The following is a 25,896-nucleotide window of genomic DNA, read 5'->3' as shown; positions in this document are numbered from 1 at the left end:
ACGATGCTGACCCGCCTGAGCATACGGGATCTGGCGGTCGTGTCCGCCCTCGATCTGGATCTCCGGTCCGGCTTCACCGTGCTGACCGGCGAAACCGGCGCCGGCAAGTCGATCCTGCTCACGGCGCTGGGGCTTGCGCTCGGCGACCGGGCGGACTCGGGCCTGGTGCGGCCGGGCGCCGAGCGGGGCGAAGTCAGCCTGTGCTTCGATCTGGACGACGCATCGTCTGCCCGCGATTGGCTGCTCGATAATGAACTGGCCGAAGCCGACGAGGACATCTGCCTCATCCGCCGGACCATCAGCGCCGACGGACGTTCCCGCGCTTTCATCAACGGCCGCCCCGCGACCCTGCCGAACCTCCAGGCCTTGGGCCGGCACTTGGTGGAAATCCACGGCCAGCACGCCCATCTGAACCTGCTGCAGGCCGGCGAGCAGCGAGCCTTGCTGGACCGACATGCAGGTTCCCGTGAACTGGCCTCGGAACTGAAACGGATTTTCGATCGCTGGAAAGACGTTTCCGACCGGATCGACCAGCTACAGCAGGACGCCAGCCGCCGCAACGCCCGCCAGGAACTGCTCCAGTACCAGGTGAACGAACTGGAACAGCTCGACATCCCGGCCCTGGACTACCGCGCCCTGTCGGAAGAACACGAACTTCTGGCCAATCTCGGCCGGGTCTCGGAAATCGGCTACGCCCAGCTCAAGCTGCTCTACGAGGACGAACACTATTCCGTGAACGGGCTGCTGGCCCAGTCCACCCACGCGGTCGGCGAACTCGCCCAGCTCTCGCGGGAATTCGCCGAAACGCTGGAACTGCTGGAAAGCGCCCGCATTCAGGTCAAAGAAGCGGCGATGGCGTTGCGCCATCACCTGGACGCCCTCGATCCCGACCCGGCTAAGTTCGCGGCACTGGAACGACGGCTGGCGGAAGTTCACCAGCTCGGGCGCAAGCACCAGGTGCGCCCGGAAGAGCTGCCCGCCCACCTGGAAACGCTCCGGACCGAATTGCGTAGCCTTGCGACCGGCGAAGAACGGCTCGAGCACCTTCTTGCCGAACAAAGCGACCTGCTGGCCGCCTATGACACCGCCGCCCGCGCCCTGTCGCAAAAGCGGCAGCAAGCCGCGGAGGCGCTGGAGACCGACATCTCGCGGCTGATCCATGAACTCGGCATGCCGCACGGGCGCTTCGCCGTCGCGTTCGAGACCGATGCGGAGGCTTTGCCCGCGCCCCACGGGCGGGACAGGATCGAGTTCCTGGTCAGCGCCAATCCGGGTCTGCCGCCGCGGCCGCTGTCGCGGGTTGCCTCCGGCGGCGAGCTTTCCCGCATCAGCCTGGCGATCGAAGTCGCATCGATCGCGCAAAAGACGACGCCAACCCTGATTTACGACGAGGTCGATACGGGCATAGGCGGCGGCGTCGCCGAGATGGTGGGGATCAAGCTGCGCTCGCTCGGCGTCAACCGCCAGGTGCTGTGCGTGACCCACCTCCCCCAGATCGCCGCGCTGGGCCATCAGCATCTCCTGGTCGAAAAACATGCCACAGACGGCATGACCCAGTCCACGGTACGCGCGCTGAACATGGACGAACGCACTGCCGAGGTCGCCCGCATGCTCGGCGGCCTGCGCATCACGGAACAGACTTTGGCCCATGCACGGGAAATGCTGATGCTGGCGCACTGATCTCGCATTCTTCGGCGGATTTTGCTTTAGAATGAATGACACTATCACCACGTCGGTTAGCCGACCCGATCACCCGTACACCGACCAGGAGCCCCCATGACTGAAGCGACGCAAGAGACGAAACCGACACGGTCACTCAAGGAGAATCTCCAGGAAACCGTGGAAATACTGAAAAGCTGCGCTACCGGGACCCTACCCAGGAAAGTGGTCGTCGCAGCCGCACTGATCGCTCCGGGCCTTGTCCTTTTCTGATTCCGACCGCGCGACGCCAAGGCTGGAAAGCCGCGACCGTATGGATCGCGGCCGCTTCGTCCCGACATCCGTTTCCGAAAAATCCACGGCGTAAGCCGTTCAGTCCCCTATTTCCGACTTACGTGACTTCCCTACGATTCCTTCCCGAATGGGAAAAACAGTCCGCCGTGCTGATCGCCTGGCCGCCCCGCAACGGCGATTTCGCCCCCTGGCTGGACGAAGTGGAACAAACCTATGCCGCCATCGCCGAGGCCGTCAGCACGCGCGAAACCCTCTTGGTCGCCTGCCAGGACCAGAGCCATGAACAGCATATCGGCGAAATCCTGGCAAATACCGCGGCGGACCCCGACCGGACCGTTTTCATCCGAATCCCGTACAACGACATCTGGGTGCGCGATACCGCCCCTTTGAGCCGTCAGAATGACGGTCGTGTGGAATTGCTGGATTTCCGCTTCAACGGCTGGGGTGGGAAATACGAATGCGCCGACGATGCGGCACTGGCTGCCCGCCTCGTTGCGAGCGGCATTTTTGGCCACACGCCGCGGGTCGCGGTAGATTTCGTGCTGGAAGGCGGCAGTATCGAGACCGATGGACTCGGCACCCTGCTCACGACCAGCCATTGCCTGCTCAACCCCAACCGCAATCCGGATTGCAGCCGCACCGACATCGAGGCCCGCCTGGCCGAGACGCTGGGGGCCGACCGGATACTGTGGCTGGATCACGGCAAGGCTGAAGGCGACGACACCGACGCCCACGTCGACACCCTGGCGAGGTTCTGCTCGGAACACACCATCGCCTATACCGCCTGCGACGACGAATCCGATCCGCACTATTCGCCGCTCAAGGCGATGGAGCGGCAACTCCAGGCCATGACGCAGCGTGACGGCCGGCCCTACACCCTGGTGCCGCTACCGATTCCGAAACCGATCCGCGACGAGGAGGGGCTGCGCCTGCCCGCCACCTACGCCAATTTCCTGATCATCAACGGCGCCGTCTTGGTCCCCGTCTACGCCGACCCGGCGGATGCGCTCGCCCTCGAACGCCTCGCGCCGTGTTTTCCGGATCGCGAAATCGTCCCGATCCGCTGCACGCCGCTCATCCGCCAATACGGCAGCCTGCACTGCATGAGCATGCAATTTCCCGAAGCCGCAGGAGTCACCCGGGCATGAAATCCACCTTCAAGCTGGCGCTGGTACAGCAAGCCTGCAACGGTGGCCGGACACAGAATCTGGCCGAGTCCGTGGAAGCCATCCGCAGCGCCAAGGCTCAGGGCGCCGATCTGGTGATGCTGCCGGAACTGCACCTTGGCCCCTATTTCTGCCAGACCGAGGACTGCGGCTGCTTCGACGGCGCGGAAGCCATACCGGGCCCCACCACCGCCGAACTGGCGTCCGTGGCGCGGGCGCTGAATATCGTGGTCGTCGCCTCGCTGTTCGAGCGGCGGGCGCCCGGCCTCTATCACAACACAGCGGTGGTGCTGGACAGCGACGGCAGCCTGGCCGGCAAATACCGGAAGATGCACATACCGGACGACCCCGGCTACTACGAGAAATTTTATTTCACGCCGGGCGATCTCGGCTTTCGGCCAATCGACACCTCGATCGGACGGCTGGGAGTACTGGTCTGCTGGGATCAATGGTATCCGGAAGCCGCGCGTCTGATGGCGCTGGCCGGCGCAGACCTCTTGCTGTACCCCACCGCCATCGGCTGGAATCCCGCCGACGACGAGGCAGAGCGGGCGCGCCAGCTCGAAGCCTGGGTGACTGTGCAGCGGGGCCATGCCGTGGCCAACGGACTGACGGTGGCTGCCTGCAACCGCATCGGCAGCGAACCCGATCCCAGCGGCCAGACACCGGGCATCCTGTTCTGGGGCAACAGCTTTGCGGCGGGCCCTCAGGGCGAATTCATCTGTCGGGGAAGCTCGGCGGACGCGGAATTGTTGATGGTGGAAGTCGACCGCAAACGCTCCGAAGACGTCCGCCGCATCTGGCCCTTCCTGCGGGATCGCCGTATCGACAGTTATGAAGGATTATTGCGGCGCTATCTCGATTAACCATCCTCGGTCCATAAAAAAGCCGGGGCAAGCACGACGCTCGCCCCGGCTTTTCGCCAGCGGGATCAGGATTTGATCTCGAATTCCTTGATATCGTGGCCTTGCGCGAGCAAAGCCTGCAGCCAACGCGGTTTCACGCCGCGGCCGCTCCACTTTTCCGCGGCATTATGCGGGTTCTGGTATTTTGCGGGCACTTTGGCGCCCCGGCGGGAACTCGGCGCGGCTGCACTTTTCGAAACGTCTTCGACGATCTGGAACTTGACGCCGGCCTTGGAGGCCAGTTCATTCATCTGGCGAAGATATTCGCGCCGCTCCGATTCCTGTTTGTCCTTGAGCGCCTTAGTCGCCGCATCGATCAGCGACTGTAATTCCTGTACCGTATAACCCGAAAAATCATGTGACATTGACAACACCTCTCTGAGCAAGTCTTAAACTATATTGTTGACACCCTCGATATAATACATAAATCGGAGAACACAATACAATATGTGCCAGCCCATCCTCTTCGAGAAGGGCGAATTCCCGCCTTGGAGGTCGACTTTTTGGCCCTGGCGCCGTTTAGTTACACTGGCTGCCGAACCAAGCCGAAACGCACCGTCGACCTCCCGGGACTGGAGGCAATTCGGACCGGCCCGAGAAACCCGATTTGACATCGTCGCGCGCTTGCTTCGAATCCAGAAACTTTTCCGCGCGCCCAGGCTCGCGTTCTAGGACACCGAGCCCATAAAATACGCCTTTTTTTTCGCGGACATATCGTCGTAGACGTCCGATAACCCCCTAGCATGAAACCACACGTCCCTCCTCCCTCCCTGTCCTCGCTGTTGAAACCGGTGTTACCCGCCCTGCACCATCGGGCCGTCTGCTGGAGCGGTCTGCATGGCTGCGGCGATTCGCTCGCGATCGCTTCAGCCTTCGAGGCATCGCCGGGCTTGTTTCTGGTCGTTACCGCCGATGCGCAAGGCGCCTTGCGCATCGAACAGGAAGTGAGGACGTTTCTAGGCACGGACATACCGATACTTCCGTTCCCCGACTGGGAAATCCTACCGTACGACGTTTTTTCCCCTCTGCCGGAAATCACCTCGCAAAGGCTGCGGACATTCTTCGACTTATCCAGGACGCAGCACGGCCTGCTCATCACGCCGGTTTCCACCCTGATGCATCGCGTGGCCCCGCGGACCCACACCCTGGCCAATACGTTTTCCATACGCGCCGGCAGCGCCCTGAATATCGACCAGACCCGGCAGACCCTGGAAAGCGTCGGCTATCAGTGCGTATCGCAGGTATACCAGCACGGCGAGTTCGCGATCCGGGGTTCGATACTTGACCTTTACCCGATGGGAAGCGAGGTGCCTTACCGCATCGAACTGTTCGACGACGAGGTCGAAACGATCCGTTCCTTCGATACGGAAAGCCAGCGCTCGATCGAAAAAGTGTCAGGGATAGAACTTTTTCCCGCCCGTGAATTTCCTTTCGACGACGCGGCGATCAAACGGTTCCGGCGGAATTTCCGTGCCGAATTTCCCGACGCCGTGAGTCACAGCGCCTTGTACCAGGATGTCAGCAAGGGAATCGCCGCCGGCGGCATCGAATACTACATACCCCTGTTCGTGGAACGGATGGATACGCTGTTCGATTACCTGCCGGCCGATACGACCCTGATACTGCACGGCGACGTCGAGCAAGCCGCCTCGGCCTACTACGCCGAAGCCGTCGGCCGCCACGACCAGCGCCTCCACAATGTCGACCGGCCGCCGCTGCCCCCTGCCCGGCTGTTTCTGGAACCACCGGCGCTCGCATCCACCCTGGCGACCTTCGCTCGGATCGCCATCCCGCCGGCCGATGCCGCGTCCGGCGGCATCGCCGCCGTGGCGTTCGACTGCACCCCGCCCCCCCCCTTGAGTCCCGACAGCAAGACCCAGCCGCCCTACGAACCACTCCAGCGCTTCATCGAGGGATTCGCCGGGAAAATCCTCCTGGTGGCGGAATCCGCCGGCCATCGCGAAACCCTGGCCGCCAATCTCGCGAAATTCCGGATCCGGCCCAGGATCGTCGACGGTTGGCGGGAATTTCTCGCCGCCGACGACCCGCTGTGCCTGACGGTGGCCGCTCTGGATCATGGGCTGGTCATTTCCCAGCCGCCGCTGGCGATCGTGACCGAGGCCCAGCTTTCCGGCGACAAGGCCCAGCAGCGCCGGCGCCGGCAGCGCACGCACGCCAAAGATATCGGCCAATTCCTGCGCAACCTGGAGGAACTGGAAATCGGCGCGCCGGTGGTGCACCGCGAACACGGCGTCGGCCGCTATCTCGGCCTGCAGCGGATCGAAACCGGCGGCGTGGAATCGGAGTTCCTGACCCTGCGCTATGCCAACGACGACAAGCTCTACGTGCCGGTTTCGGCGCTGGGGATGGTCAGCCGCTACGCCGGCGCGGACCCGGAGCATGCGCCGCTGCACCGCCTGGGCAGCGAGCAATGGGCCAAGGCGCGCCGCAAGGCGCTGGAGCAAGTCCGTGACGTCGCCGCCGAATTGCTCGACATCCACGCCAAGCGGGCCGCGGCGAGCCGCAAGAGCTTCGCCACCCTGACCGAAGAATACCTAGGCTTTGCCGCCCAGTTCCCGTTCGAGGAAACGCCCGACCAGGAAACCGCGATCCAGGACGTCATCCGCGACCTCGCCGCCGCCCGTCCGATGGACCGGGTGATTTGCGGCGACGTCGGCTTCGGCAAGACCGAGGTCGCCATGCGGGCCGCCTTCATCGCCGCCCAGAACGGCCGCCAGGTCGCCGTGCTGGTGCCGACGACGCTGCTGGCCCAGCAGCACTACAAGAACTTCTGCGATCGCTTCGCCGACTGGCCGATGCGGATCGAAGTGCTGTCGCGCTTCGTCTCCAAGAAGGACCAGACCCAGGCCATCGCGGACATCGGCGATGGCAAGGTCGACATCATCATCGGCACCCACCGGTTGCTGCAGAAGGACATCCGCTTCAAGGATCTGGGGCTGGTCATCATCGACGAGGAGCACCGCTTCGGGGTCGCCCACAAGGAGCATTTCAAGAAACTGCGCAGCGAAGTGGACTGCCTGGCGCTGACGGCCACGCCCATTCCACGCACCCTGGACATGGCGCTGACCGGCCTGCGCGAGATTTCCATCATCGCCACCCCCCCGCCGCACCGCCACGTCATCCGCACCTTCGTCACCGAATGGGACGACGCCCTGGTGCAGGAGGCCCTCCACCGCGAGATCAAGCGCGGCGGCCAGGTTTATTTCGTGCACAACAAGATCGAGACCCAACCCAAGCTGGCGGAGCGGCTGGAGAAACTGGTGCCCGGCGTGCGCATCCGCATCGCCCACGGCCAGATGCCGGAGCGCGAGCTGGAAAACATCATGCTGGACTTCTACCACCAGCGCTTCAACGTGCTGCTTTGCACCACCATCGTGGAAAGCGGCATCGACGTGCCCAGCGCCAACACCATCCTGATCGACCGCGCCGACACCTTCGGCCTGGCTCAGCTCCACCAGCTGCGCGGACGGGTCGGACGCTCCCACCACCGCGCCTACGCCTATTTGCTGGTGCCGCCGAAAAAGGCCATGACCGCCGATGCGGTGAAGCGCCTGGATGCGATCGAGGCGGCGGGCGAACTCGGCGCCGGCTTCCTGCTATCCTCGCAGGACCTGGAGATACGCGGCGCCGGCGAACTGCTGGGCGAGGACCAGAGCGGCCAGATCCAGGAAATCGGCTTTACCTTATATACGGAGTTGCTGGAGCGCGCCGTCAACGCGCTGAAATCGGGCAGGCAGCCGGAGCTGGAGACCGATCATCTCGGCGGGACCGAGGTCGACCTGCAGTGCGCCGCCCTGATTCCGGAGGAATACCTGCCCGACGTGCACACCCGCCTGGTGCTGTACAAGCGCATCGCCAATGCCCGCAATGACGATGAGCTGCGCGAGCTGCAGATCGAGATGATCGACCGTTTCGGCCTGTTGCCGGACGCGACCAAGCACTTGTTCGCGATCAGCACGCTGAAGAACGAGGCCGCCAAGCTGGGCATCGCCAAGATCGAAGCGGGCGCCAGCGGCGGGCGGCTGATTTTCGAGGCCCAGCCCAACATCGACCCGGCCGCGATCATCCTGCTGATCCAGAAGGAGGCAGCCACCTACAAGCTGGACGGCCCGGACAAGCTGCGGTTCATCGCCAAGCTCCCCACCCCGGCGGAACGCATCCAGTTCGTGGAGGCCCTGCTGGGAAGACTGGCGGCCAAATGAGCTGCCGAGACCGGAAGAGCCACACCTCGTGGAAGCCGGCACGCTGGACCACCGGGCGGCTTGGAACTCTTACTTTGAACGGAGGACCTGTCCACCATGTTTACCGGAATCATCCGAGGCCGCGGCCGGATCATTGCCGCCGACCCGCAAGACACCGGCACCCGCTTTCGCATCCGCTTTCCGGACGACCTGCTCGGCGGCCTGGAAACCGGCGCCAGCGTGGCGATCGACGGCGTCTGTCTCACCGTGGTGCGGATCGCCGGCAATGAGATCGACTTCGATGCCATCGCCGGCACGCTGGCGCTGACCAATCTCGGCGACCGCCGCGCCGGCGACGAAGTCAACCTGGAGCGCTCGGCCCGCCTGGGCGACGAGGTCGGCGGGCATCATGTCTCGGGCCACGTCTCCACCACCGGCGTGATTACTTCGATCGAACTGGAAAGCCCCGGCAACCATCACATCGAATTCCAGGTGGACCCGCAGTGGGCACGCTACATCTTCCTGCGCGGCTTCCTGGCGGTGGACGGCGCCAGCCTCACGGTGGCGGAAGCCGATCCCGAGCGCGGCCGGTTCCGGATCAACCTGATTCCCGAAACCCTCCGCAACACCTGCTTCCGCCGCTACCGCACCGGCGACCGGGTGAACATCGAAGTGGAGCACCAGACCCAGGTGCTGGTGGACGTGGTGACGCGGACGATCAGCGCCGCGCTGGCGGGCCGGGAGGATCGTCAGGCCGAGAAATGAGGTGTAGCCCATGGCACCGGATGACCGCCAACGCTGGTCCCAGCGCGTCACCGAGACCAGCAATGCGCTGGACCTGGAGCCGGGCGTGTTCACCTGGGACGATCCGCGCCGGATCGCGCTGTCGCTGCGGCGCTCCGCCGAATCCAGCAGGCGCCGCAAGGCCGGGCCGTTCCAGTCGGCGATGTCGATGCTGAATTTCTACATCAACCGTGCCGGCAGCCAGCTTTCCGAATCGCAGCGGGCCTGCCTGGAGGCGGCGAAGGACGAGCTGCGGGCGCTCTACGGCAGGCCGCGCCGACGCCCGCCGCCGTGATCAATCCGTGGCCACGCCGCGGCGGGAGGCGATCACGTATTCCGCCACCGGCGTGCCGCCGATCAGATGTTCCTGGATGATCCGCTCCAGCACTTCCGGGGTGCAGTCGCGATACCACACGCCCTCGGGATAGACCACGGCGATGGGGCCCTGGGCGCAGACGCGGAGGCAGTCCGCCTTGGTGCGGAATACGCCGCGCTTGGTCAGGCCGAGTTCCTCGAGACGGCGCTTGAGGTACTCCCAGGACTCCAGGCTTTCCTCCCTGCCGCAGCACTTGGGCTTGGTCGCGCCAGCACACAGAAAGATATGTCGTTCGATGTCGTTCAGCCCGAGCTGGGCCACGACGTTTCTCAGTGCTTCCATGGTTCCTCCGTCTTCGCTTCAGTTTGACAATGCGCCCCAGGAAACCAGCAGGCAACGCAACACGCCATAGTCGTAGCGCCCTTCCAGCGCCTCGAACAGGGGCTTGATGGCGGCCGGCCGGTCCTGGGGCAGGTTCCTCCACACGCTTTCGATCCGCGCGGCCTCCTCGTCCGAAAGCCCAGTCACATCCAGCGCATCCACGGCGCCCCGGGCCACGGCCTGGGCCAGATGGGCATAGACGGTGGAAGGCTTGAGTTCACGCCGCGCGGCGATCTGCTCGACGCCGAGGCCGAGCCGGAACAGCGCCAGGCTTTCCTCCGCCGTGGTCTGCCCCGCGATGTCCCCGCCGCCGCGCTGGCCGGAATGCTCGCGGATCAGTTCCAGGAATTCGTCGCCGTACAGCGCCAGCTTGCGCTCGCCGATACCGGGGATTCGCGCCAACTGGACGTGAGTTTCCGGGCGGCGCTGGACCATTTCCATCAGCACCGCGTCGTGCAGGATGACATAAGGCGGGACGCCCTGTTCGTCGGCCAGTTGACGGCGCAGGCCGCGCAGGGCCTGGAACAGGTTTTCGTCTTGAGGATCGGAAAAGCGGATCGCGCCGCGCCGTGTGTCGCGGGCGGACGCGGCAGTCTTCCTGGTTTCTGGGTCCTTGCGCAGGAACAGGGTCTGTTCGCCCTTGAGCAGGGGGCGGCTGGCAGGGCTCAGCCGCAGGGCGCCGTGGGCTTCCCAGTCGACCACGAGAAAACCCTGGGTGACCAGTTGGCGGAACACCGAGAGCCATTGCTTGTCGTCCAGCTCCCGGCCGATGCCGAAGGTGCTGAGCCGGTCGTGGCCGAAGCCGCGGACGCGTTCGGAGGTCTTGCCGAGCAGCAGGTCGATGACGTAATGGGCGCCGAAGCGCTGGCCGCTGCGATAGACGCAGGACAAGGCCTTGCGCGCGGCCTCGGTCGCATCCCAGGTCTGCACCGGGTTGAGGCAGTTGTCGCAGTTGCCGCAAGGCTGTTCCAGCCGGTCGCCGAAATAGTGCAGCAGGGTCTGGCGGCGGCAGGACGTCAGCTCGCAGAACCCCAGCATGGCCTCGAGCTTGTGGCGCTCCACCCGCTTGTGCAGTTCGTCGGCGTCGGAGGATTCGACCATGCTGCGCAGGGTGATGACGTCCTGCAGCCCGTACACCATCCAGGCATTGGCGGGCAGCCCGTCGCGGCCGGCGCGCCCGGTTTCCTGGTAATACGCCTCCAGGCTCTTCGGCAGGTCCAGATGCGCCACGAAGCGCACGTTGGGCTTGTCGATGCCCATGCCGAAGGCGATGGTCGCCACCACGATCAGCCCTTCCTCGAGCAGGAAGCGGCGCTGGTTGTGCTGGCGGGTTTCGGCCGAAAGGCCCGCATGGTAGGGCAAGGCCTTGAGGCCCTTGCCGCAGAGCCAAGCGGCGGTTTCTTCGACCTTCTTGCGCGACAGGCAGTAGACGATGCCGGCGTCGCCCTCGTGCTCGCGCCGGATGAAGTCCAGCAACTGTTGGCGGGCGTTGGACTTCTGGCCGATGGCGTAGCGGATGTTGGGCCGGTCGAAACCGCCGAGGAAAACCCGGGCCTCGTCCAGTCCCAGCCGTTCGATGATCTCCCGGCGGGTCCGCTCGTCGGCGGTCGCGGTCAAGGCGATGCGGGGGACCGCCGGAAAGCGCTGGTGCAGCAGCGACAACTGCCAGTAATCGGCCCGGAAATCATGCCCCCATTGCGAGACACAATGGGCTTCGTCGATGGCGAACAGCGCGATGCGAACCCGGTCGAGCACGCTTAGGAAACGCTCGGTCAACAGGCGCTCCGGCGCCACGTAGAGCAGGTCCAGCTCGCCCGCCAGGAATCGGCTCTCCACCTGGCGCTGGGTATCGAAATCCAGGCTGGAATTGAGGAACGCGGCCTTCACGCCCAATTGCAGCAGGGCGCCGACCTGGTCTTCCATCAGCGCGATCAGGGGCGAGACCACCACCCCGGTACCCGGCCGCAGCAGCGCCGGAATCTGGTAGCACAGCGACTTGCCGCCACCGGTGGGCATCAACACCAGGGCGTCGCCCCCGCTCAGCAACTGCCCGATGATCTCGGCCTGAAGGCCGCGGAAACGCTCGTAGCCGAAAACCGTTTGCAGCGTTTTCAGCGGGCTGACAGCATCGACGGACATGGAAACGGAGCCGGAAACCCAAAAGGCTCCACTATAAAGCATCGAAGGGAGATAATGACGCCCCACGTCCCCGAGAGCACCGGTATGCCGAAAACCGACAACCTGTACTCCGCCATACCCGCCGATCTGCCCGACGAACTGTTCGAAACCCTCGAACAGACCGACGGCTTCCGGCTGGAACGCATCGTGTCCCGCGGACACGTCACGCCGGAAAGCGCATGGTACGACCAGCCGCTGACCGAATGGGTGGTGCTGTTGCAGGGCGAAGCCTCGCTGCGCTTCGAGCAGGAATCCGAACCGCGGCGCCTGGCTCCCGGCGACTGGCTGCGCATCCCGCCGCATTGCCGGCACCGGGTGGAATGGACTTCGACCCAGCCGGAAGCCGTCTGGCTCGCCCTGCATTATCCCGAACCGGTCCGTACCGAAACCCTGGAATCCGAATGACCCGTGGCAAATCCATCTACCGCCTGTTTCCCCCGCCATTCGAGGAAGTCGCGCTGCACGGCCTGTATCTGAGCCTGAACCTGCATCGGTTGAGCAGCGCGGGCCGGCCGTTCGTGTATGCCAATTTCCTCGCCAGCCTGGACGGGCGCATCGCCCTGGAGGATGCCAGCGGCCAGACCTTCTTGCCGAAATCGTTGACCACGCCGGACGATTTCCGGCTGTTCCTCGAACTCGAAGCCCAGGCCGACTGCCTGATCACCCACGGCGGCTATCTGCGTTCGCTGCAGGAAAAGCGGCTGGGCAACATCCTTCAGATCGGCCTGGAGGAGCGCTCGCGCGATCTGGCTGCCTGGCGCCGGAACCAGGGGCTCAAGCCCCAGCCGGACATCGTCGTCGCCAGCGCCAGCCTGGACTTTCCCATGCCTGCATCGATCCGCGAGCACGGCCAGCGCTGCCTCATCGCCACCGGCCGCCATGCCGATCCCGCCCGGGTCCGCCATTGGGAAAACGAAGGCTATGACATTCTGTTCACCGGCGACGGCGCCATGGCGCAAGGCGATGCCCTGGTCGACGAGCTCGACGCGCTGGGCTACCGCTCCATCTACCTGATCGCCGGTCCCCACATGCTCGACACCATGGTCCGCAACGGCCGGCTGTCGCGGCTGTTCCAGACCATCACCCACCAGTTGCTCGGCGGCGAAGGCTTCCGCACCCTGGTGCCGGGGCCCGAACTCGGCCCCCATGGCCATTTCAAAATGCTGTCCCTGTACTACGATCCGACCTCACCGCTCGACACCGGGCAGTGGTTCGCCCAGTTCGAAAACCTGTCCGGCGCGGCTTAAGCTACACTGCCCCGATTGATACCACTGCGTCAAGCCGCATGCTCGTCGAAACCTTCCACACGCTCCGCGACTTCGCCCGTTTGCACGAGATCGCCTCGGTCCTGATCCGGTTCGGGTTCGGCGAGGCCGTGCACCGGCTCGGCATCCATCACGCGCTGGAAAAAGCCGGAAAATCGCTGTACTGGAAATACGCGGAGGAACAAGCGCAGCTCTCGCTGCCGGCCCGCATGCGCCGCGCCCTCGAGGAAATGGGACCGAGCTTCATCAAGCTCGGGCAGATTCTGTCGACGCGCGTCGACCTGCTGCCGCCCGAATGGATCGAGGAACTGAGCCACCTCCAGCGGCGGGTCCCCCCCCTCCCCTTCGAGGCTCTGCGGCCGCAACTCGAAAGCGATCTGGGCGGGCCGCTGGACAAGCTGTTCGCGGCCTTCGATACCCGGCCGCTCGCCGCGGCCTCGATCGCCCAGGTGCACCGCGCCAGGCTGCACAGCGGCGAAGACGTCGTGGTCAAGATCCGCCGGCCCAGCATCACCAAGACCATCGATGCGGACCTGCGATTGATGGCGAAGCTGGCGAAACTGATCGAGTTCGAATTCCCCGAGCTCGATTACCTGCGCCCCAGCGAAATCGTGCGCCAGTTCGGGCTTTCGATCCACCGCGAGCTGGATTTCGTCAACGAATGCCGCAACACCGATCGCCTGGCGGCGAACTTCCGGACCGATCCCAGGATCGTCATTCCCCGGGTTCACTGGGACTATGTGCGGGAGCGGGTCTGTGTCATGGACTACATCGAAGGCATCGACGCCATGGATCTCGACGCCGTCCGCGCGGCCGGGCTGGACCAGCGCACGCTGGCCAAGGTCGGCGCGGATGCGATGCTCAAGATGATCCTGCTGGACGGTTTCTTCCACGCCGATCCGCATCACGGCAACCTGCTGTACCTGCCGGACCACCGCATCGCCTTCCTCGATTTCGGCATGGTGGGCCGCCTGCCGGAACTGCGCCGCCACCAACTGGTCGATCTCCTGTCCGCCATCGTCGGCCGGGACGCCCAGACGGCGGCGGACGTCCTGCTGGACTGGGCGGGCACGGTCAACGTCGATCCGGATCTGCTGATCGCGGACATGGACAACCTGATCGACGACTATCACGGCGCCACGCTGAAGCAGCTGAGCCTCACCCAGATGCTCACCGACCTGACCCAGCTCATGCGGCAGCACCGGTTGGCATTGCCGCCGGATCTGACCCTTTTGTTCCGCGCGCTCATCACCCTCGACGGCATCGGCAAGCAGAACGATCCGGACTTCGACATCTTCACCCAGGCGGCCCCCTTCATCGAGAAAAGCCTGAAAGAGCGCTACGACCCCGAGAAGATCGCCCGCAGCGCCTGGCGCAACGCCCTGCACGCCATGGACATGGTCGCCACCCTGCCGACCGAGCTGCGGCGGGTGTCGCGCGCCGTACAGAAAGGCGCGCTCAAGCTCAACATCGACCTGGCCCGGCTCGATCACCTGGGCTGGCAGGTGGAGCGGGCGCTGGGCTGGCTCAGCCTCGGCCTGGTTGCCTCGGCGCTGATCATCGCCTCGGCCATCGTCATGACCGTGCAGGGCGGCCCGACGCTATGGGGCCTGCCGGCGTTCGGGCTGCTGGGCTACGTCGGCGCCAGCGCCATGGCGTCCTGGCTACTGGTCGCGATCTGGCGCGGCACCCGGGGCAAGCACTGATCGCGGCGTCCAGACGCTGCTCCCCGTGTCTTCGGCCGCCCGCTCCCAGCGGGTGACGGCCAGCGTGGCGACGGCGTTGCCGATCAGGTTGGTGATCGCCCGCGCCTCCGACATGAACCGGTCCACCCCGAGCAGCAGCGCCAGACCCGCCACCGGCACCACATCCAGCGAGGACAGCGTGGCCGCCAGGGTGATGAAGCCGGCCCCGGTCACGGCCGCCGCGCCTTTGGAGGTCAGCAGCAGCACCGCCAGCAGGGTGAGCTGGTGCCCGAGGGTCAGCGGCGTGTCCGTCGCCTGGGCCACGAACACCGCCGCCATCGTCAGGTAGATCGCCGTTCCGTCCAGGTTGAAGGAATAGCCGGTCGGCACCACCAGCCCGACGATCGAACGCGGGCACCCCGCCGCCTCCAGTTTTTCCATGAGCCGCGGCAAGGCGGCTTCCGATGAAGAAGTGCCCAGCACCAGCCATAGTTCTTCCTTGATGAGCTTCAGCAGCCGCCACAGGCTGAAGCCGGAAACTCTCGCCACCGTCCCCAGCACCAGGACCACGAACGACGCACAGGTCAGATAGACCCCGCCCATCAGCTTGCCCAGCGACAGCAGGGTGTCCGGCCCGTACTTGCCGATCGTGAACGCCATCGCCCCGAATGCGCCTACCGGCGCCGCCCGCATGATGAGGCCGATGGTGGCGAACAAGGCTTCCGACACCCGTTCCAGAAAATCCAGCACCAGCGTGCCGCGCTCGCCCTGCCTGCTCATGGCGACGCCGAACAGCACCGAGACCAGCAGCACTTGCAGGATATCGCCCTTGGCGAAGGCGTCGACCGCGCTGGCGGGGATGATGTTCAACACGAAATCGACGCCGTTCAGAGCCTTGGCGCCGCTGGCGTACTGGCCGATCGCCGCGGCGTCCAGGGTCTTGGGATCGGCGTGGATGCCCGCCCCCGGCTGCAGGAGGTTGACCACGACCAGCCCGATCACCAGCGCCACGGTCGTCAGCACCTCGAAGTAGATCAACGCCTTCAACCCGACACTGCCGATCTTGCGCAGATCGCCGACCTTGCCGATGCCCAGCGTCACCGTCACGAACACGATCGGCGCGATCATCATCTTGATGAGCTTGACGAAGCCATCGCCCAAAGGCTTGAGCGTCACCCCCAGCTCCGGCCAAGCCGCACCCAGCGCCACGCCGACGATGACCGCCAGGATCACCTGGACGTAGAGTTCCTTGAAGAGGTGCCGCCCCGCCATCCGCCATCCCCTGCCCAAAAGGGGTAAGCATACCCGAGCGGCCGGAGCCGTTCAGCCGTCGCCATGACCGCGGGCCGCAACAAGGAGGGTGGCGGCTCTCCTTTGCGGCGGCTTGGGCAGCGGTTTTTTTCCATCCCGAGATGGACCGTTCCGCCCGACGGGATGACAATAGGAACCCTCTCCAGTTTCTCCGCCCCGGCGATCTGCCGCCACCTCGGCGATACCGCGGTCCTCCCCCGATCGGGAACCAATGAGCGGATGATTGGATTCCGAATAACAACATCTGGGAGAGATCGACCGTGAAATGATCTGGCAAGAGTTTTCCGGACACAAAATCATGCAGCTTTGTCGGTGCAGTTGGTCGAACTCGGCAGGCGTTCGATCACCGAGTGTCGAATGCTTGCGCTGCCGGTGATAAAACACTTCGAGGTATTCGAAGATCTCTTGCTTGGCCTGCTCCCGGGTCTCGAAACGGCGATGAGGGATCAGCTCCGTTTTGAGGGTGGGAAAGAAGCTCTCGGCCGGAGCGTTGTCCCAGCCGTTGCCGTTGCGACTCATGCTGCAGAGGTAGCCAGGGTCCTTCAGCCTCGTCTGGAAGCGACCTGATGCGTACGGGCTGCCGCGGTCGGAAGGCACCAGTAAGCCCTTGCCAGGACGTCGACGCCAGCGGGCCATCTGCAGGGCATCGACGACCAGGTCGGCGGTCATCCAGGCCGACATGGCCCACCCCACCACTTGGCGCGAGAATAGGTCCAGAAACACCGCCAGGTAGAGCCAACCTTCGCCGGTCGCCACGTAGGTGATGTCGCCGACGTAGACGCGATCCTGCTCGGCGACCTGGAACTGCCGGTCCAGACGGTTGGGCGCCACCGGCAGGGTATGGTTCGAGTTCGTGGTCGCCCGAAACCGCCGCCGGGTCTTGCAGCGCAGCCCTGCCTGGCGCATCAGACGGCCGATCCGGGCACGGCTGACCCGCTGCCCCTGCGGGTCCAAGTCGTCCTGGATACGCCGTGTTCCGTAGGTTTGGCGACTGTCCTCGAAGATCTGTTTGAGGTCCTCTGTCAACTGCCGATCGGCTTGCTTGCGGGCACTCTCGGGCCGGCTCACCCATTCGTAGAACCCGCTCCGGGAGACGTCGAACACACGACACATCCGGCTCACCGAAAACACAGCCTCATGCTCTTGAATCAAGGCGTACTTCACGTGGCATGCTTCGCGAAGTACGCCGCTGCTTTTTTTTTTTTAAGATGTCGCGCTCCTCTTTCAAGATCGATACCTCTCGGCGCAGCCGCCTCAGCTCTTCGTCAAGGTGCTCGGAATGCACCGACTCCTGACCGGCCTGAGGCTTGCCGTGATACCGCCGAACCCAGCCGTACAACGTATCCTTGCCGACCCCCAACTCCCGCGCCGTCTGGGGCAACGGGCGCTTCGACTCCACGGCCAACTTCACCGCCGATTCCTTGAACTCCGCGGTGTACTTGTTACGTCCCGAGTGATCATCTTCCTCGAAGGAGTTAGGCTCTATTCGAAGCCTGGAGCCTGCTCCGGGAAGTGTTTGGTCCGTCCTCGAAGAAGGGAGCGTCCCGATGATGATTCGTTTGCATCCCCGTGCCCGTACGACGCCTGCGGTGCGGCGGGAACTTCAGGAGTCCACCCAGGGTTCGCGGGCCCTGGCCCGGCAGTAGGGCCTCGCCCGTGCCACCGTGCAGAAGTGGCGCCGGCGGACGTCGGTCGAAGACGCCTCCCACCGGCCGCCTACGCTGCATACCACGTTGACCCCGGCGCAGGAGGCCATCGTCATCTACCTGCGGCAACACCTGCTGTTGCCGCTGGATGACCTGCTGGCCGTCACGCGGGAATGCCTCAATCCCGGAAATTGTCAAGGTAGTTGTCGCCTCGGTGGTTAAATCTCAAGCGGCTTTTTTGGCCTCGGTTTTCCCCTCTCTTGGATCGCCTGCTTTCGCATCAGTCTGATCCGGATTCAAATGAACCACCTGGATCCGTTGCCAATTCCGGGTGGGTCCCCGCCAACGCTGAGGATGCCGGGCTCGGGCGGCCTCGTAGACGGCCTTGCGTTGATCCAGCAGCGCCGTGTCCTGGCCGGCATGGCGCTGTGCCGGGGTGACGAAGCGGATGGCGCTGTGGCGATGTTCGTGGTTGTACCAGCGAACCAAGCCCATTACCCACTGCCCTGGCCGCCGCCAGGTCGGCAAAGGGCCGCAGCGGGTATTCGGGGCGGTATTTCAAGGTCTTGAACAGCGATTCCGAGTCAGGGTTGTCGTTGCTGACCGCCGGGCGACTGAATGACGGTATGACGCCGAGCGCCTGCAGGGTGGCCAGCATGGTCGCGCCTTTCATGGGGCCGCCATTGTCGGAATGCAGGATGACCTGATCCGGCAGAACGCCTTCGCGGTGGCAGAGATCACGCAAAACCTCGCTGGCCAGGACACTGTTTTCTTCTTCATAGACCTGCCAGCCAACGATCTTGCGGCTGAACAGGTCGAGGAACAGGTAGAGATAGAAGAACTGCCCCCGGATGGCGGCCGGCAGGTAGGTGATGTCCCCACTGTAGACCTGGTTCGACGCCGTGGCGCAGACCGCACGGGGCTTGGCTCTCGTGGTCTTTGCGGGGCGTTCGCTGCGGCGGTGCCCCAACTGGTTTTCCGCCCGCAGCACGCGATAGAAGGTCGACTCCGAGGCGAGATAGCGGCCTTGATCCGCCCGCCGGGGCACGATCTGGCTTGGCGGCAAATGGCCGAATTCCTCCGAATTCGCCACCGCCAGCAGCTCGGCGCGCTCTTGGGCCGTCAGCTTGTGGGGTGGCTCATACGGCCGTAACGGGCGCTGGTCGCTGCGGATCGTTTCGTCCTCCCGCCAGCGTTGCAGGGTGCGCGCACTCAGCCCCAGCACGGCGCAGGCTTCGTCCTGGCGCGCGCCCGCCGTCGTGGCTTCCGACAGCAGTGCGACCCCTTGCTGGCGCTCTTCGAGGGGGGTCATTCGACCTCTCCCCCCAAGAGCGCCCGGTACTTTTTTTGAAGCACCCACAGCGCCGCCGCTTCCGCCAACGCTTTCTCCTTGCGCGTCAATTCGCGTTGGAGGCGTTGGTTTTCTTCCTTCAGTGTACGGAGCTCCCGCGAGCCTTCACGACTTTCGACCGCGCCGGCAGCACGACAAAAGTCCGCCTGCCATTGCGCCAAGTGATGTGCAAACAAGCCTTTTTCCCGACACCAGGCATTGAGCGCCTCGCCTTCCAGGCCATGGCTTTCATGCAGTGCGAGCAAACGTTCTTCCACGCGCCAATCCTGAGGGCGTTTCTCCCGCACTGACGAGGGACTCTGATCTTGGTCTGTAGCCTTGTTCATCCAACCCTTCAAGGTAAAGTAATTCACGTTTAACTCTTGCGCTAAAGACCGGACCGACCGGTCTCCACGATTCAATGTCTTGGCGAGCGCTTGCTCTTTGAAGGCTTCAGAATACGTTGCTTTCATCTGGCTCTCTATCCTCTAAAGTTCATCAGTTCTGAAAATTAGAGGCGACAACTATTCTGACGCAGGGGGATCCCGGCGTCTCGCGCTCCGGGCTGGATCGCTGCCTGCGGCGGCATGGCGTCGCTCATCTCAAGGCCTTGCAACCGATACCCGCCGCCACACCCCACAAATCCTTCAAGGCTTATGAGCCGGGCTTCCTCCACGTCGACGTGAAGTACCTCCCCGCCATCCAGGGCGAAGCCCGCCAGTTCCTGTTCGCCGCCATCGATCGCGCCACGCGGTGGGTCTACGTGGCTCTGAAACCCAACCGCACCGCGCGTTCCGCCAAGGCGTTCTTGAAGGCCGTGGTCGAGGCGGCACCGTTCCGCATCCCGACATGCCTGACCGATCACGTCTCGGAGTTCACTGACCGCTTCCTGGTTAAGGCCAAGCAACCGACGGGCACCCACCTCTTCGATCAAGCCTGCGCCGAGCACACTATCGAACACCGCTTGATTCCACCCCGAAAGCCACCAACCAACGGCATGGTCGAACGGTTCAAGGGCCGCATTGCCGAGGTGCTGCAAACCCATCGCTTCGACTCGACCGAAGACCTGGCGACCACCTTGCTGCGTTATGCCAACCTCTACAATCACCACATGCCGCAGCGAGCCCTCAACCATCAAACGCCGGTCCAGGCCCTGAAACAATGGCAAGCATCACACCCCGATCTCTTTCACAAGAAGGTTTATCACCTCACGGGACTTGACAAGTAGGCTTACTGAATACTTATTTCTTCACTGGCCGGAATCCCACCACACCATGCTCCACGTCGAACATGACGTCATAGTAGGTATACAACATCAACCCGGTGTTCATATATCCCGACCACGTCGGCCCGCCATCGTTTCCGCGCACGCTAGCCGAAACCTTATTGACAGTCGCCTTCTGCCCGGTGAGAAGATAAAAATCGAGATTCTGGCCACCCGGAACCGTCGTGGCCGCGCTGATCGTCAGACCCACTTTCGATTTGAAATCCCCCGTATAGGGTACAGTGCTACCCTCGGGGTTGCGAAGAAACAGAGAGTCGACATATAAATTATCGTTTTGCCAAAGGGTCGTCGCGGGCGCGCCGGTGTCGAGGGTCAAGCCAACGTTCGAAAACGCCTGACCATTGCCACTGCTGGACCTGCCATATTCCCATGACAGATTCGCATAGGTAATCTGCTCGCTCCACGTCGGCATGCTGCCGACCGGAAAATTCGAATATGGCGGACAAGTAGAAGAAGGGGCTTCCGGCGCCCCACCCGCTTCCACACAGGTCGGATTCATCGGCAATTGCGTGGTAAAGGTGGCCATATCCTCATCGGTAATGCCGATCGTCAATGTCGGTTTAGATTTTCCCAGCGGACCCACATGGACGATAAAACCGTTAGTCAGGCCGGTTTGCGGCAACTGAGGGAGGGCGGAATAAACGCCGGCCGACTTATCAGCTGTCATTATCGGAAAAAGTGCCGCACCGAAGTCACCATAGAAATGCCCGAACAAGGGCGGCTTGCCGGTCGCCAAGGCCTTATACCAAGCCTTGACTTTCTTCGGTTTTTTCTTGTCCGCAAAAGCTGTAATCTGAGCGACGCCGACGGGAGCCACTGACTCGCACTGTTTGGCGAATCCGGACCCCCGGGGTTTATACAGCGCTACCACCGTATCCACCAGATTGGCCGTGTATTCATTACCAGATGTATAGGCTATCGAAAGCGCATCGGTCTGGACTGTCTCGTAATTCCCCCACCACTGCCCTTTCTTTTTCGGTGGCGTAGGCGTATATGCCGCCCAGAATCCCGGACCTCCGGTATCGAATTCATACAGCTGTGGAGCCCCGCCGCCGAGCCCGACATGGATGCCGAGCTTGTATTCAGGCGACTTCCCGGAACCGGCATTGACGTTCACGAGCTTCAACGGAACGATACACGGTTCAGCTGACTCCGCAGCCTGTGCCGATACCAGGCCAACCCCCAGAATCAGCCAAGAACAAAAACCAATGGAATGTGCGTTATCTGCCATTTCATATCTCCATAAAAACTATCATTGTTTTAAGTATTTCCTATGTCGCCCAGGACGACGTCCAGCATGCATTTCGCAGCCGAGGCCCTGTGTATCGATCGCTCCAGCGATCAGGACGCGCATCACTAAAATCAGCAGATTACTTCATCAAGTAATCATAATATTCTAATATTATGATTACTTATCAGAAACAGACGCAGAGATCGAAGCGATACCCCTGTTCTTCGTTCCGGACAGGCTATATTAACAGATTTCGTTCTTAAAAGTTGCGACACTCTGTTAATTTTCATTCACATCACAAACATTGCCATTGCTTGGTGCGTGGAAAATTCGAAGGCGATTGTTATGATCCAAATCAATGCATGTAGGGCAATAATCGCCCTGAAAATGATCTGGAACCGCGATTTCCTGAGCTTGTGCCGGTATTCCCGCTGGGCAATCAAGGCTCCCGGCCAGCCGCCGAGCAGGGCGAACAGATGCAGGTAGGTTTCAGGCACGCGCCAATGCCCGGTGATCGAGGAGCGCTTGTCCAGGCCATAGAGAAAAAGCGTGATGGCGCTGATGAACACGTACATCAGGAGGGGGATGGGGTTGCCGACGCTCCACAGCAGCCAGGTCGACAACAGGAAGGGCAGGCCGATCACGCCGTTGATGTATGGCGACCGCTCCAGCGGCTTGACCTGGACGGGCCCGAAACGCGGCGCGGCGTACTTGATCCCCTCGATCGCCGCATGCCGCAGCCGCTCCCGGCCGTCGGCCTCGGTTTCGACGCGGTAGTGCACGATATCGCCGATCTGAGGCCGCCGGCTCATGCCCTTCTTGAAAGCGCTGATGTGGATGAAGAGATCATGCTCTCCCACGAACGGACGGATGAACCCGTACCCCTTTTCATCCTGCCAGACCACCAGCTCACCGACCTGGAATGGCGATAGCTTTCCCATGAACGCACCCTGCCCGATTGTTTTCGTTGTCCGGCCCTCCCCGCAGACCGTGCGCTTATTCTAATCGGTCGGGAACGGGAAAAATCAGGGAGCGGGCTCCCGGTGGATCATCCAGTAGACGACGGGCACGACCCACAGGGTGAACAGGGTGGAGGCGAAGATGCCGAAGATGAAGCTCCAGGCCAGGCCTGAGAAGATCGGGTCCAGGGTGATGACGAAGGAGCCGAACATGGCGGCGCCGGCGGTGAGGAAGATGGGCCTAAGGCGGGTGGCGCCGGCTTCGACCAGGGCATCGAACAGCGGCGTGCCCTGCCCCCGCAGGCGCTCGATGAAGTCGATGAGGATGATGGAATTGCGCACCACGATGCCGGCCAGCGCGATCATGCCGATCATGCCGGTGGCGGTGAACAGGACGGGATTGTCATAGCCGGCCACCGGCGAGGTGAACAGCAGGTTGAGCAGCCAGAATCCGGGCATGATGCCGATGATGGTCAGCGGAATGGCCACCATGATGACCAGGGGCATGCCGAGCGAGCCGGTCTGAGCCACCAGCAGCACGTAGATCATGACCAGCGCGGCGCCGAACGCTGCGCCTAAGTCGCGGAACACGTCGACGGTGATCTTCCATTCCCCTTCTCCGGCCAGGTCGACCCGGTAGCCCGGCGGCAGCGGCTTGGAGTCCTCGATGTCGCCCCAGTCCAGCACCGCCTCGACCGGGGTTCGGCCGGCCATTTCGGCGGTGACGTAATTCAGCCGGAGAAGATTCTTGTGGTAGATGGTACGGTCCGCCTGGTCCTCGACCAGGGTGCCCACCTCGCCGAGCGGCACCAGTTGGCCGTCCGCCCCCCGCACCTTGAGCGTCATGAGTTCGGCCAGGGACGAGCGCTCGGCGCGCGGCAGGCGGAGCACGATGTCGAGCGGCTCGCGTTCTCCCCGCACGTGAACGGTGCCGACAGGCCGCCCTGCCGTCGCGGCTTGCAAAGCCTCGGCCAGCGTCGCCACGCTGAGCCCGTTGAGCGCCGCCTTGTCGCGGTCCACCCGGTAGCGGATCAGGGTCTTGGGCTCGTCCACCCGGTCGTCGACATCGACCATGCCGGCGATGCCGGCGATGTCGTCCCGCACCCGTTCGGTCACCCGGTCCAGCTCGCCGGGTTCGGCATCCAGCGGACCATAGACTTCGGCGACGAAGGTCGACAGCACCGGCGGTCCAGGCGGGGTTTCCACGATCTTGGCCTTGGCCCCGAAGCGCGCGGCGATGCGCTCCACGTCCGCGCGTATCCGCAGCGCGATCTCGTGCGACTGCTGCTCGCGCCGCTCCTTCGGGAGCAGGCTGATGCGGATGTCGCCGACGTAGCCGCCGCGGCGCAGGTAGTAATGCCGCACCATGCCGTTGAAATCCATGGGCGAAGCCAGACCGACGTAGGTCTCGAAGTCGGTGACTTCGTTGACCCGCGCCAGGTAGTCGCCCAGCGCCCGCGCCACCGCGTCGGTGCGTTCGAGGCTGGCGTCGCGCGGCATGTCGATCACCAGTTGCAGCTCGTTCTTGTTGTCGAACGGCAGGAGCTTCAGCGGCACCACACGGGTCACGGCGAGCAGGCTCGACGCCACCAGGGCGCCGACCATCAGCCAGAGGAACAGCCTGGCGCGTCCGGGCCGCAACACCAGCGCACCCAGGGTACGGCGATAGAACTTGTAGATCGGGCTGTCCTGGAGGGAATAGGCAACCTCGCCCGTGCCGTATTCGCTCTTCAGCAGGTAATAGCTGGCCCAGGGGGTGACGGTGAAGGCGACCAGCAGCGACATCAGCATGGCGATCGGCACGTTGAACGCCATCGGCCCCATATACGGCCCCATCATGCCGGTGATGAAGAACATCGGCAGGAACGAGACGATGACGGTGAAGGTCGCGAAGATGGTCGGCGGCCGGACTTCGTCGACGGCGGTGATCGCGGCCTCGAGGGGCGGTTCGCGCCGCAGCTTGAAGTGGCGGTAGATGTTCTCGACGTCGACGATGGGGTCGTCCACCAGAAGACCCAGCGAGAGGATCAGCGCGAACAGCGTCACTCGGTTGATGGTGTAGCCGAAGATGAGGTCGAACAGCAGGGTGATGCCCAGTGTCATCGGCACAGCCAGCGCCACGATGAAGGCTTCCTTCGGCCCCAAGGCAAAAGCCAGCAGCACGATGATGGTGACGATGGCGATGAAGAGATGCTTCACCAGCTCGTTGACCTTGTGGTTCGCGGTCTCACCGTAATCGCGGGAGATCGTGACGGTAACGTCTTCCGGGATGAGCGTGCCGTAAAGGCCCTTCACTTCCTCGATGACCCGCTCGCTCACGCTGACCGCGTTCGCGCCCCGCCGCTTCGCGACCGCGAGGGTCACCGCCTGGCGCTCTTCGCCGGGCCTGGCGGCGGCGGTTTGGCCGACCGACCTGCTTTCCGCCGCCGCCGCGCCGAAGCCGATGCGGGTATAGCTTTCGACCTCGGCCGGCCCGTCGATCACCTCGGCCACCTCGCTCAGGCGCACCACCCGGCCGTCGTGGTGACCGACGGCGGTGTCCGCGACCTCGCCGGCGGAAGCGTAATGCGGGCCGGCTTCCAGGTCGACGCTGTGATTGGCGCGGTCGAAACTCCCGGCTTCCAGCTTGACGTTGGCGCCCCGCAAGGCCTGCATCAGGCCGCCGATGTCCAGCCCGTGCGCCGCCAGCCGCGCTGGATCCGGATGGATCCGCACCGTCCGGCGCTGGCCGCCGACGACGAAGATGCGGCCGGTGTCCTCCTGGGAGCTCAGCTTGTCCTTCATCTCGTCGGCCAGGCGCCGGAGCACCGCCGCGTCGTACAGCGGATGGGGCGAAGACAGGGTGAATGTGAGGATGGGCACGTCGTCGATCTCGACCGGCTTGACCAGCCAGGACTCGACGATGGAAGGAATGGCATCCTTGTTCGACATCAACTTGCTCCACACCTTGAGCAGGCTGTCCTCGCGGTCTTCGCCGACATAGAAGCGCACCGTCACCATGGCTTCGCCGGCGCGGGAAGCGGAATAGACGTATTCCACGCCGTCGATCTCCCTCAGCCGGCTCTCCAACGGCGTCGCCACCAGTTTCTCGACTTCCTCGGCCGAGGCTCCCGGCGCACTGACGACCACGTCGGCCACCGGCACCACGATCTGCGGCTCCTCTTCCCGCGGCGTCAGCAGCAAGGCCGCCGCGCCGAGCAGGAAGGAGGCGATGAGGAAGACCAGGGACAGCTTGGAGGTGATGAAGACACGGACGATCGCCGCCGTCAGGCCCCGTTCGTCGGTTGGTTTGGCCATGCG

17 protein-coding genes and 3 pseudogenes are annotated in these 25,896 nt (G+C 63.7%); 11 read left to right on the top strand and 9 right to left on the bottom strand.

Annotated elements, in window-relative coordinates; translation table 11 throughout:
• Window positions 1-3: 3 nt before the first annotated feature.
• The 3 genes from recN (at window position 4) to GNH96_RS06690 (ending at window position 3,985) form a co-directional block, all read left to right on the top strand.
• Window positions 4-1,680, top strand: a complete 1,677-nt coding sequence (gene recN, locus GNH96_RS06700; RefSeq protein ID WP_169602964.1) for a DNA repair protein RecN — start codon at window positions 4-6, stop codon at window positions 1,678-1,680.
• 374 nt (window positions 1,681-2,054) lie between these two features.
• Window positions 2,055-3,101: an agmatine deiminase family protein gene (locus GNH96_RS06695; RefSeq protein ID WP_169602963.1), complete on the top strand. Its 1,047-nt coding sequence runs from the start codon at window positions 2,055-2,057 to the stop codon at window positions 3,099-3,101.
• Entirely contained in the window at window positions 3,098-3,985 is an 888-nt protein-coding gene (locus GNH96_RS06690) for a carbon-nitrogen hydrolase (protein WP_169602962.1), read from the top strand. The genes GNH96_RS06695 and GNH96_RS06690 overlap by 4 nt, the downstream gene beginning before the upstream one ends.
• A gap of 65 nt (window positions 3,986-4,050) precedes the next feature.
• Here the strand turns inward: GNH96_RS06690 and GNH96_RS06685 are convergent, their stop codons facing one another.
• Window positions 4,051-4,410 carry an H-NS histone family protein gene (locus tag GNH96_RS06685; RefSeq protein ID WP_228720051.1) on the bottom strand — a complete coding sequence of 120 codons (360 nt, stop codon included), beginning with the start codon at window positions 4,408-4,410 and terminating at the stop codon, window positions 4,051-4,053.
• A 357-nt stretch (window positions 4,411-4,767) separates the two neighbouring features.
• Here GNH96_RS06685 and mfd point away from each other — a divergent pair, with 357 nt between their 5' ends.
• The 3 genes from mfd to GNH96_RS06670 all read left to right on the top strand — a co-directional run bounded on the left by mfd (window position 4,768) and on the right by GNH96_RS06670 (window position 9,304).
• Entirely contained in the window at window positions 4,768-8,247 is a 3,480-nt protein-coding gene (gene mfd, locus GNH96_RS06680) for a transcription-repair coupling factor (protein ID WP_228720050.1), read from the top strand.
• 96 nt (window positions 8,248-8,343) lie between these two features.
• Complete coding sequence (locus tag GNH96_RS06675; protein ID WP_169602961.1) at window positions 8,344-8,991, top strand: riboflavin synthase subunit alpha; 648 nt, start codon at window positions 8,344-8,346, stop codon at window positions 8,989-8,991.
• A 10-nt stretch (window positions 8,992-9,001) separates the two neighbouring features.
• Entirely contained in the window at window positions 9,002-9,304 is a 303-nt protein-coding gene (locus tag GNH96_RS06670; protein WP_169602960.1) for a DUF3175 domain-containing protein, read from the top strand.
• Here the strand turns inward: GNH96_RS06670 and GNH96_RS06665 are convergent, their stop codons facing one another.
• Window positions 9,305-9,667 carry a (2Fe-2S) ferredoxin domain-containing protein gene (locus GNH96_RS06665; protein WP_169602959.1) on the bottom strand — a complete coding sequence of 121 codons (363 nt, stop codon included), beginning with the start codon at window positions 9,665-9,667 and terminating at the stop codon, window positions 9,305-9,307. It abuts the gene before it with no gap.
• An 18-nt stretch (window positions 9,668-9,685) separates the two neighbouring features.
• Window positions 9,686-11,845, bottom strand: coding sequence for a DNA helicase RecQ (gene recQ / locus GNH96_RS06660; protein WP_169602958.1), 2,160 nt, complete (start codon window positions 11,843-11,845; stop codon window positions 9,686-9,688).
• A gap of 84 nt (window positions 11,846-11,929) precedes the next feature.
• Here recQ and GNH96_RS06655 point away from each other — a divergent pair, with 84 nt between their 5' ends.
• The 3 genes from GNH96_RS06655 to GNH96_RS06645 are packed head-to-tail and all read left to right on the top strand — an operon-like array spanning window position 11,930 to window position 14,855.
• Window positions 11,930-12,289 (top strand): cupin domain-containing protein, encoded by a 360-nt coding sequence (locus GNH96_RS06655; RefSeq protein WP_169602957.1) that lies wholly within the window; start codon window positions 11,930-11,932, stop codon window positions 12,287-12,289.
• Window positions 12,286-13,131, top strand: a complete 846-nt coding sequence (locus GNH96_RS06650) for a RibD family protein (protein WP_169602956.1) — start codon at window positions 12,286-12,288, stop codon at window positions 13,129-13,131. The genes GNH96_RS06655 and GNH96_RS06650 overlap by 4 nt, the downstream gene beginning before the upstream one ends.
• Before the next feature lie 38 nt (window positions 13,132-13,169).
• Window positions 13,170-14,855: an ABC1 kinase family protein gene (locus GNH96_RS06645; protein WP_169602955.1), complete on the top strand. Its 1,686-nt coding sequence runs from the start codon at window positions 13,170-13,172 to the stop codon at window positions 14,853-14,855.
• Here GNH96_RS06645 and GNH96_RS06640 read toward each other — a convergent pair.
• Both GNH96_RS06640 and GNH96_RS06635 read right to left on the bottom strand, forming a co-directional pair.
• On the bottom strand, window positions 14,814-16,106 hold the full coding sequence (locus GNH96_RS06640; RefSeq protein ID WP_169602954.1) for a dicarboxylate/amino acid:cation symporter: 1,293 nt from the start codon (window positions 16,104-16,106) through the stop codon (window positions 14,814-14,816). The two genes, GNH96_RS06645 and GNH96_RS06640, sit on opposite strands and share 42 nt — an antisense overlap.
• 351 nt (window positions 16,107-16,457) lie before the next feature.
• A pseudogene (locus GNH96_RS06635) lies at window positions 16,458-17,631 on the bottom strand (IS3 family transposase); the annotation flags it as partial.
• 178 nt (window positions 17,632-17,809) lie between these two features.
• On the opposite strand from GNH96_RS06635, the gene GNH96_RS06630 reads away from it, so the two are divergent.
• Window positions 17,810-18,013 (top strand): hypothetical protein, encoded by a 204-nt coding sequence (locus tag GNH96_RS06630; RefSeq protein ID WP_169602953.1) that lies wholly within the window; start codon window positions 17,810-17,812, stop codon window positions 18,011-18,013.
• Window positions 18,014-18,016: 3 nt separating this feature from the next.
• Here GNH96_RS06630 and GNH96_RS06625 read toward each other — a convergent pair.
• Window positions 18,017-19,594: pseudogene (locus GNH96_RS06625) on the bottom strand (IS3 family transposase).
• A 71-nt stretch (window positions 19,595-19,665) separates the two neighbouring features.
• Between GNH96_RS06625 and GNH96_RS06620 the strand changes: the two are divergent.
• Window positions 19,666-20,349, top strand: a pseudogene (locus GNH96_RS06620) (integrase core domain-containing protein); the annotation flags it as partial.
• 13 nt (window positions 20,350-20,362) lie between these two features.
• Here the strand turns inward: GNH96_RS06620 and GNH96_RS06615 are convergent.
• The 3 genes from GNH96_RS06615 to GNH96_RS06605 all read right to left on the bottom strand — a co-directional run bounded on the left by GNH96_RS06615 (window position 20,363) and on the right by GNH96_RS06605 (window position 25,893).
• Window positions 20,363-21,637 carry a hypothetical protein gene (locus GNH96_RS06615; protein WP_169602951.1) on the bottom strand — a complete coding sequence of 425 codons (1,275 nt, stop codon included), beginning with the start codon at window positions 21,635-21,637 and terminating at the stop codon, window positions 20,363-20,365.
• A 290-nt stretch (window positions 21,638-21,927) separates the two neighbouring features.
• Window positions 21,928-22,578, bottom strand: a complete 651-nt coding sequence (locus GNH96_RS06610) for a DUF1294 domain-containing protein (RefSeq protein ID WP_169602950.1) — start codon at window positions 22,576-22,578, stop codon at window positions 21,928-21,930.
• A gap of 84 nt (window positions 22,579-22,662) precedes the next feature.
• Entirely contained in the window at window positions 22,663-25,893 is a 3,231-nt protein-coding gene (locus tag GNH96_RS06605) for an efflux RND transporter permease subunit (RefSeq protein ID WP_169602949.1), read from the bottom strand.
• Between the last annotated feature and the right edge of the window lie 3 nt (window positions 25,894-25,896).

Source organism: Methylococcus geothermalis (assembly GCF_012769535.1).
GTDB lineage: Bacteria > Pseudomonadota > Gammaproteobacteria > Methylococcales > Methylococcaceae > Methylococcus > Methylococcus geothermalis.
The sequence above is the reverse complement of the archived record's forward strand: the minus strand, read 5'-3'. Positions and strand labels throughout refer to the sequence as shown.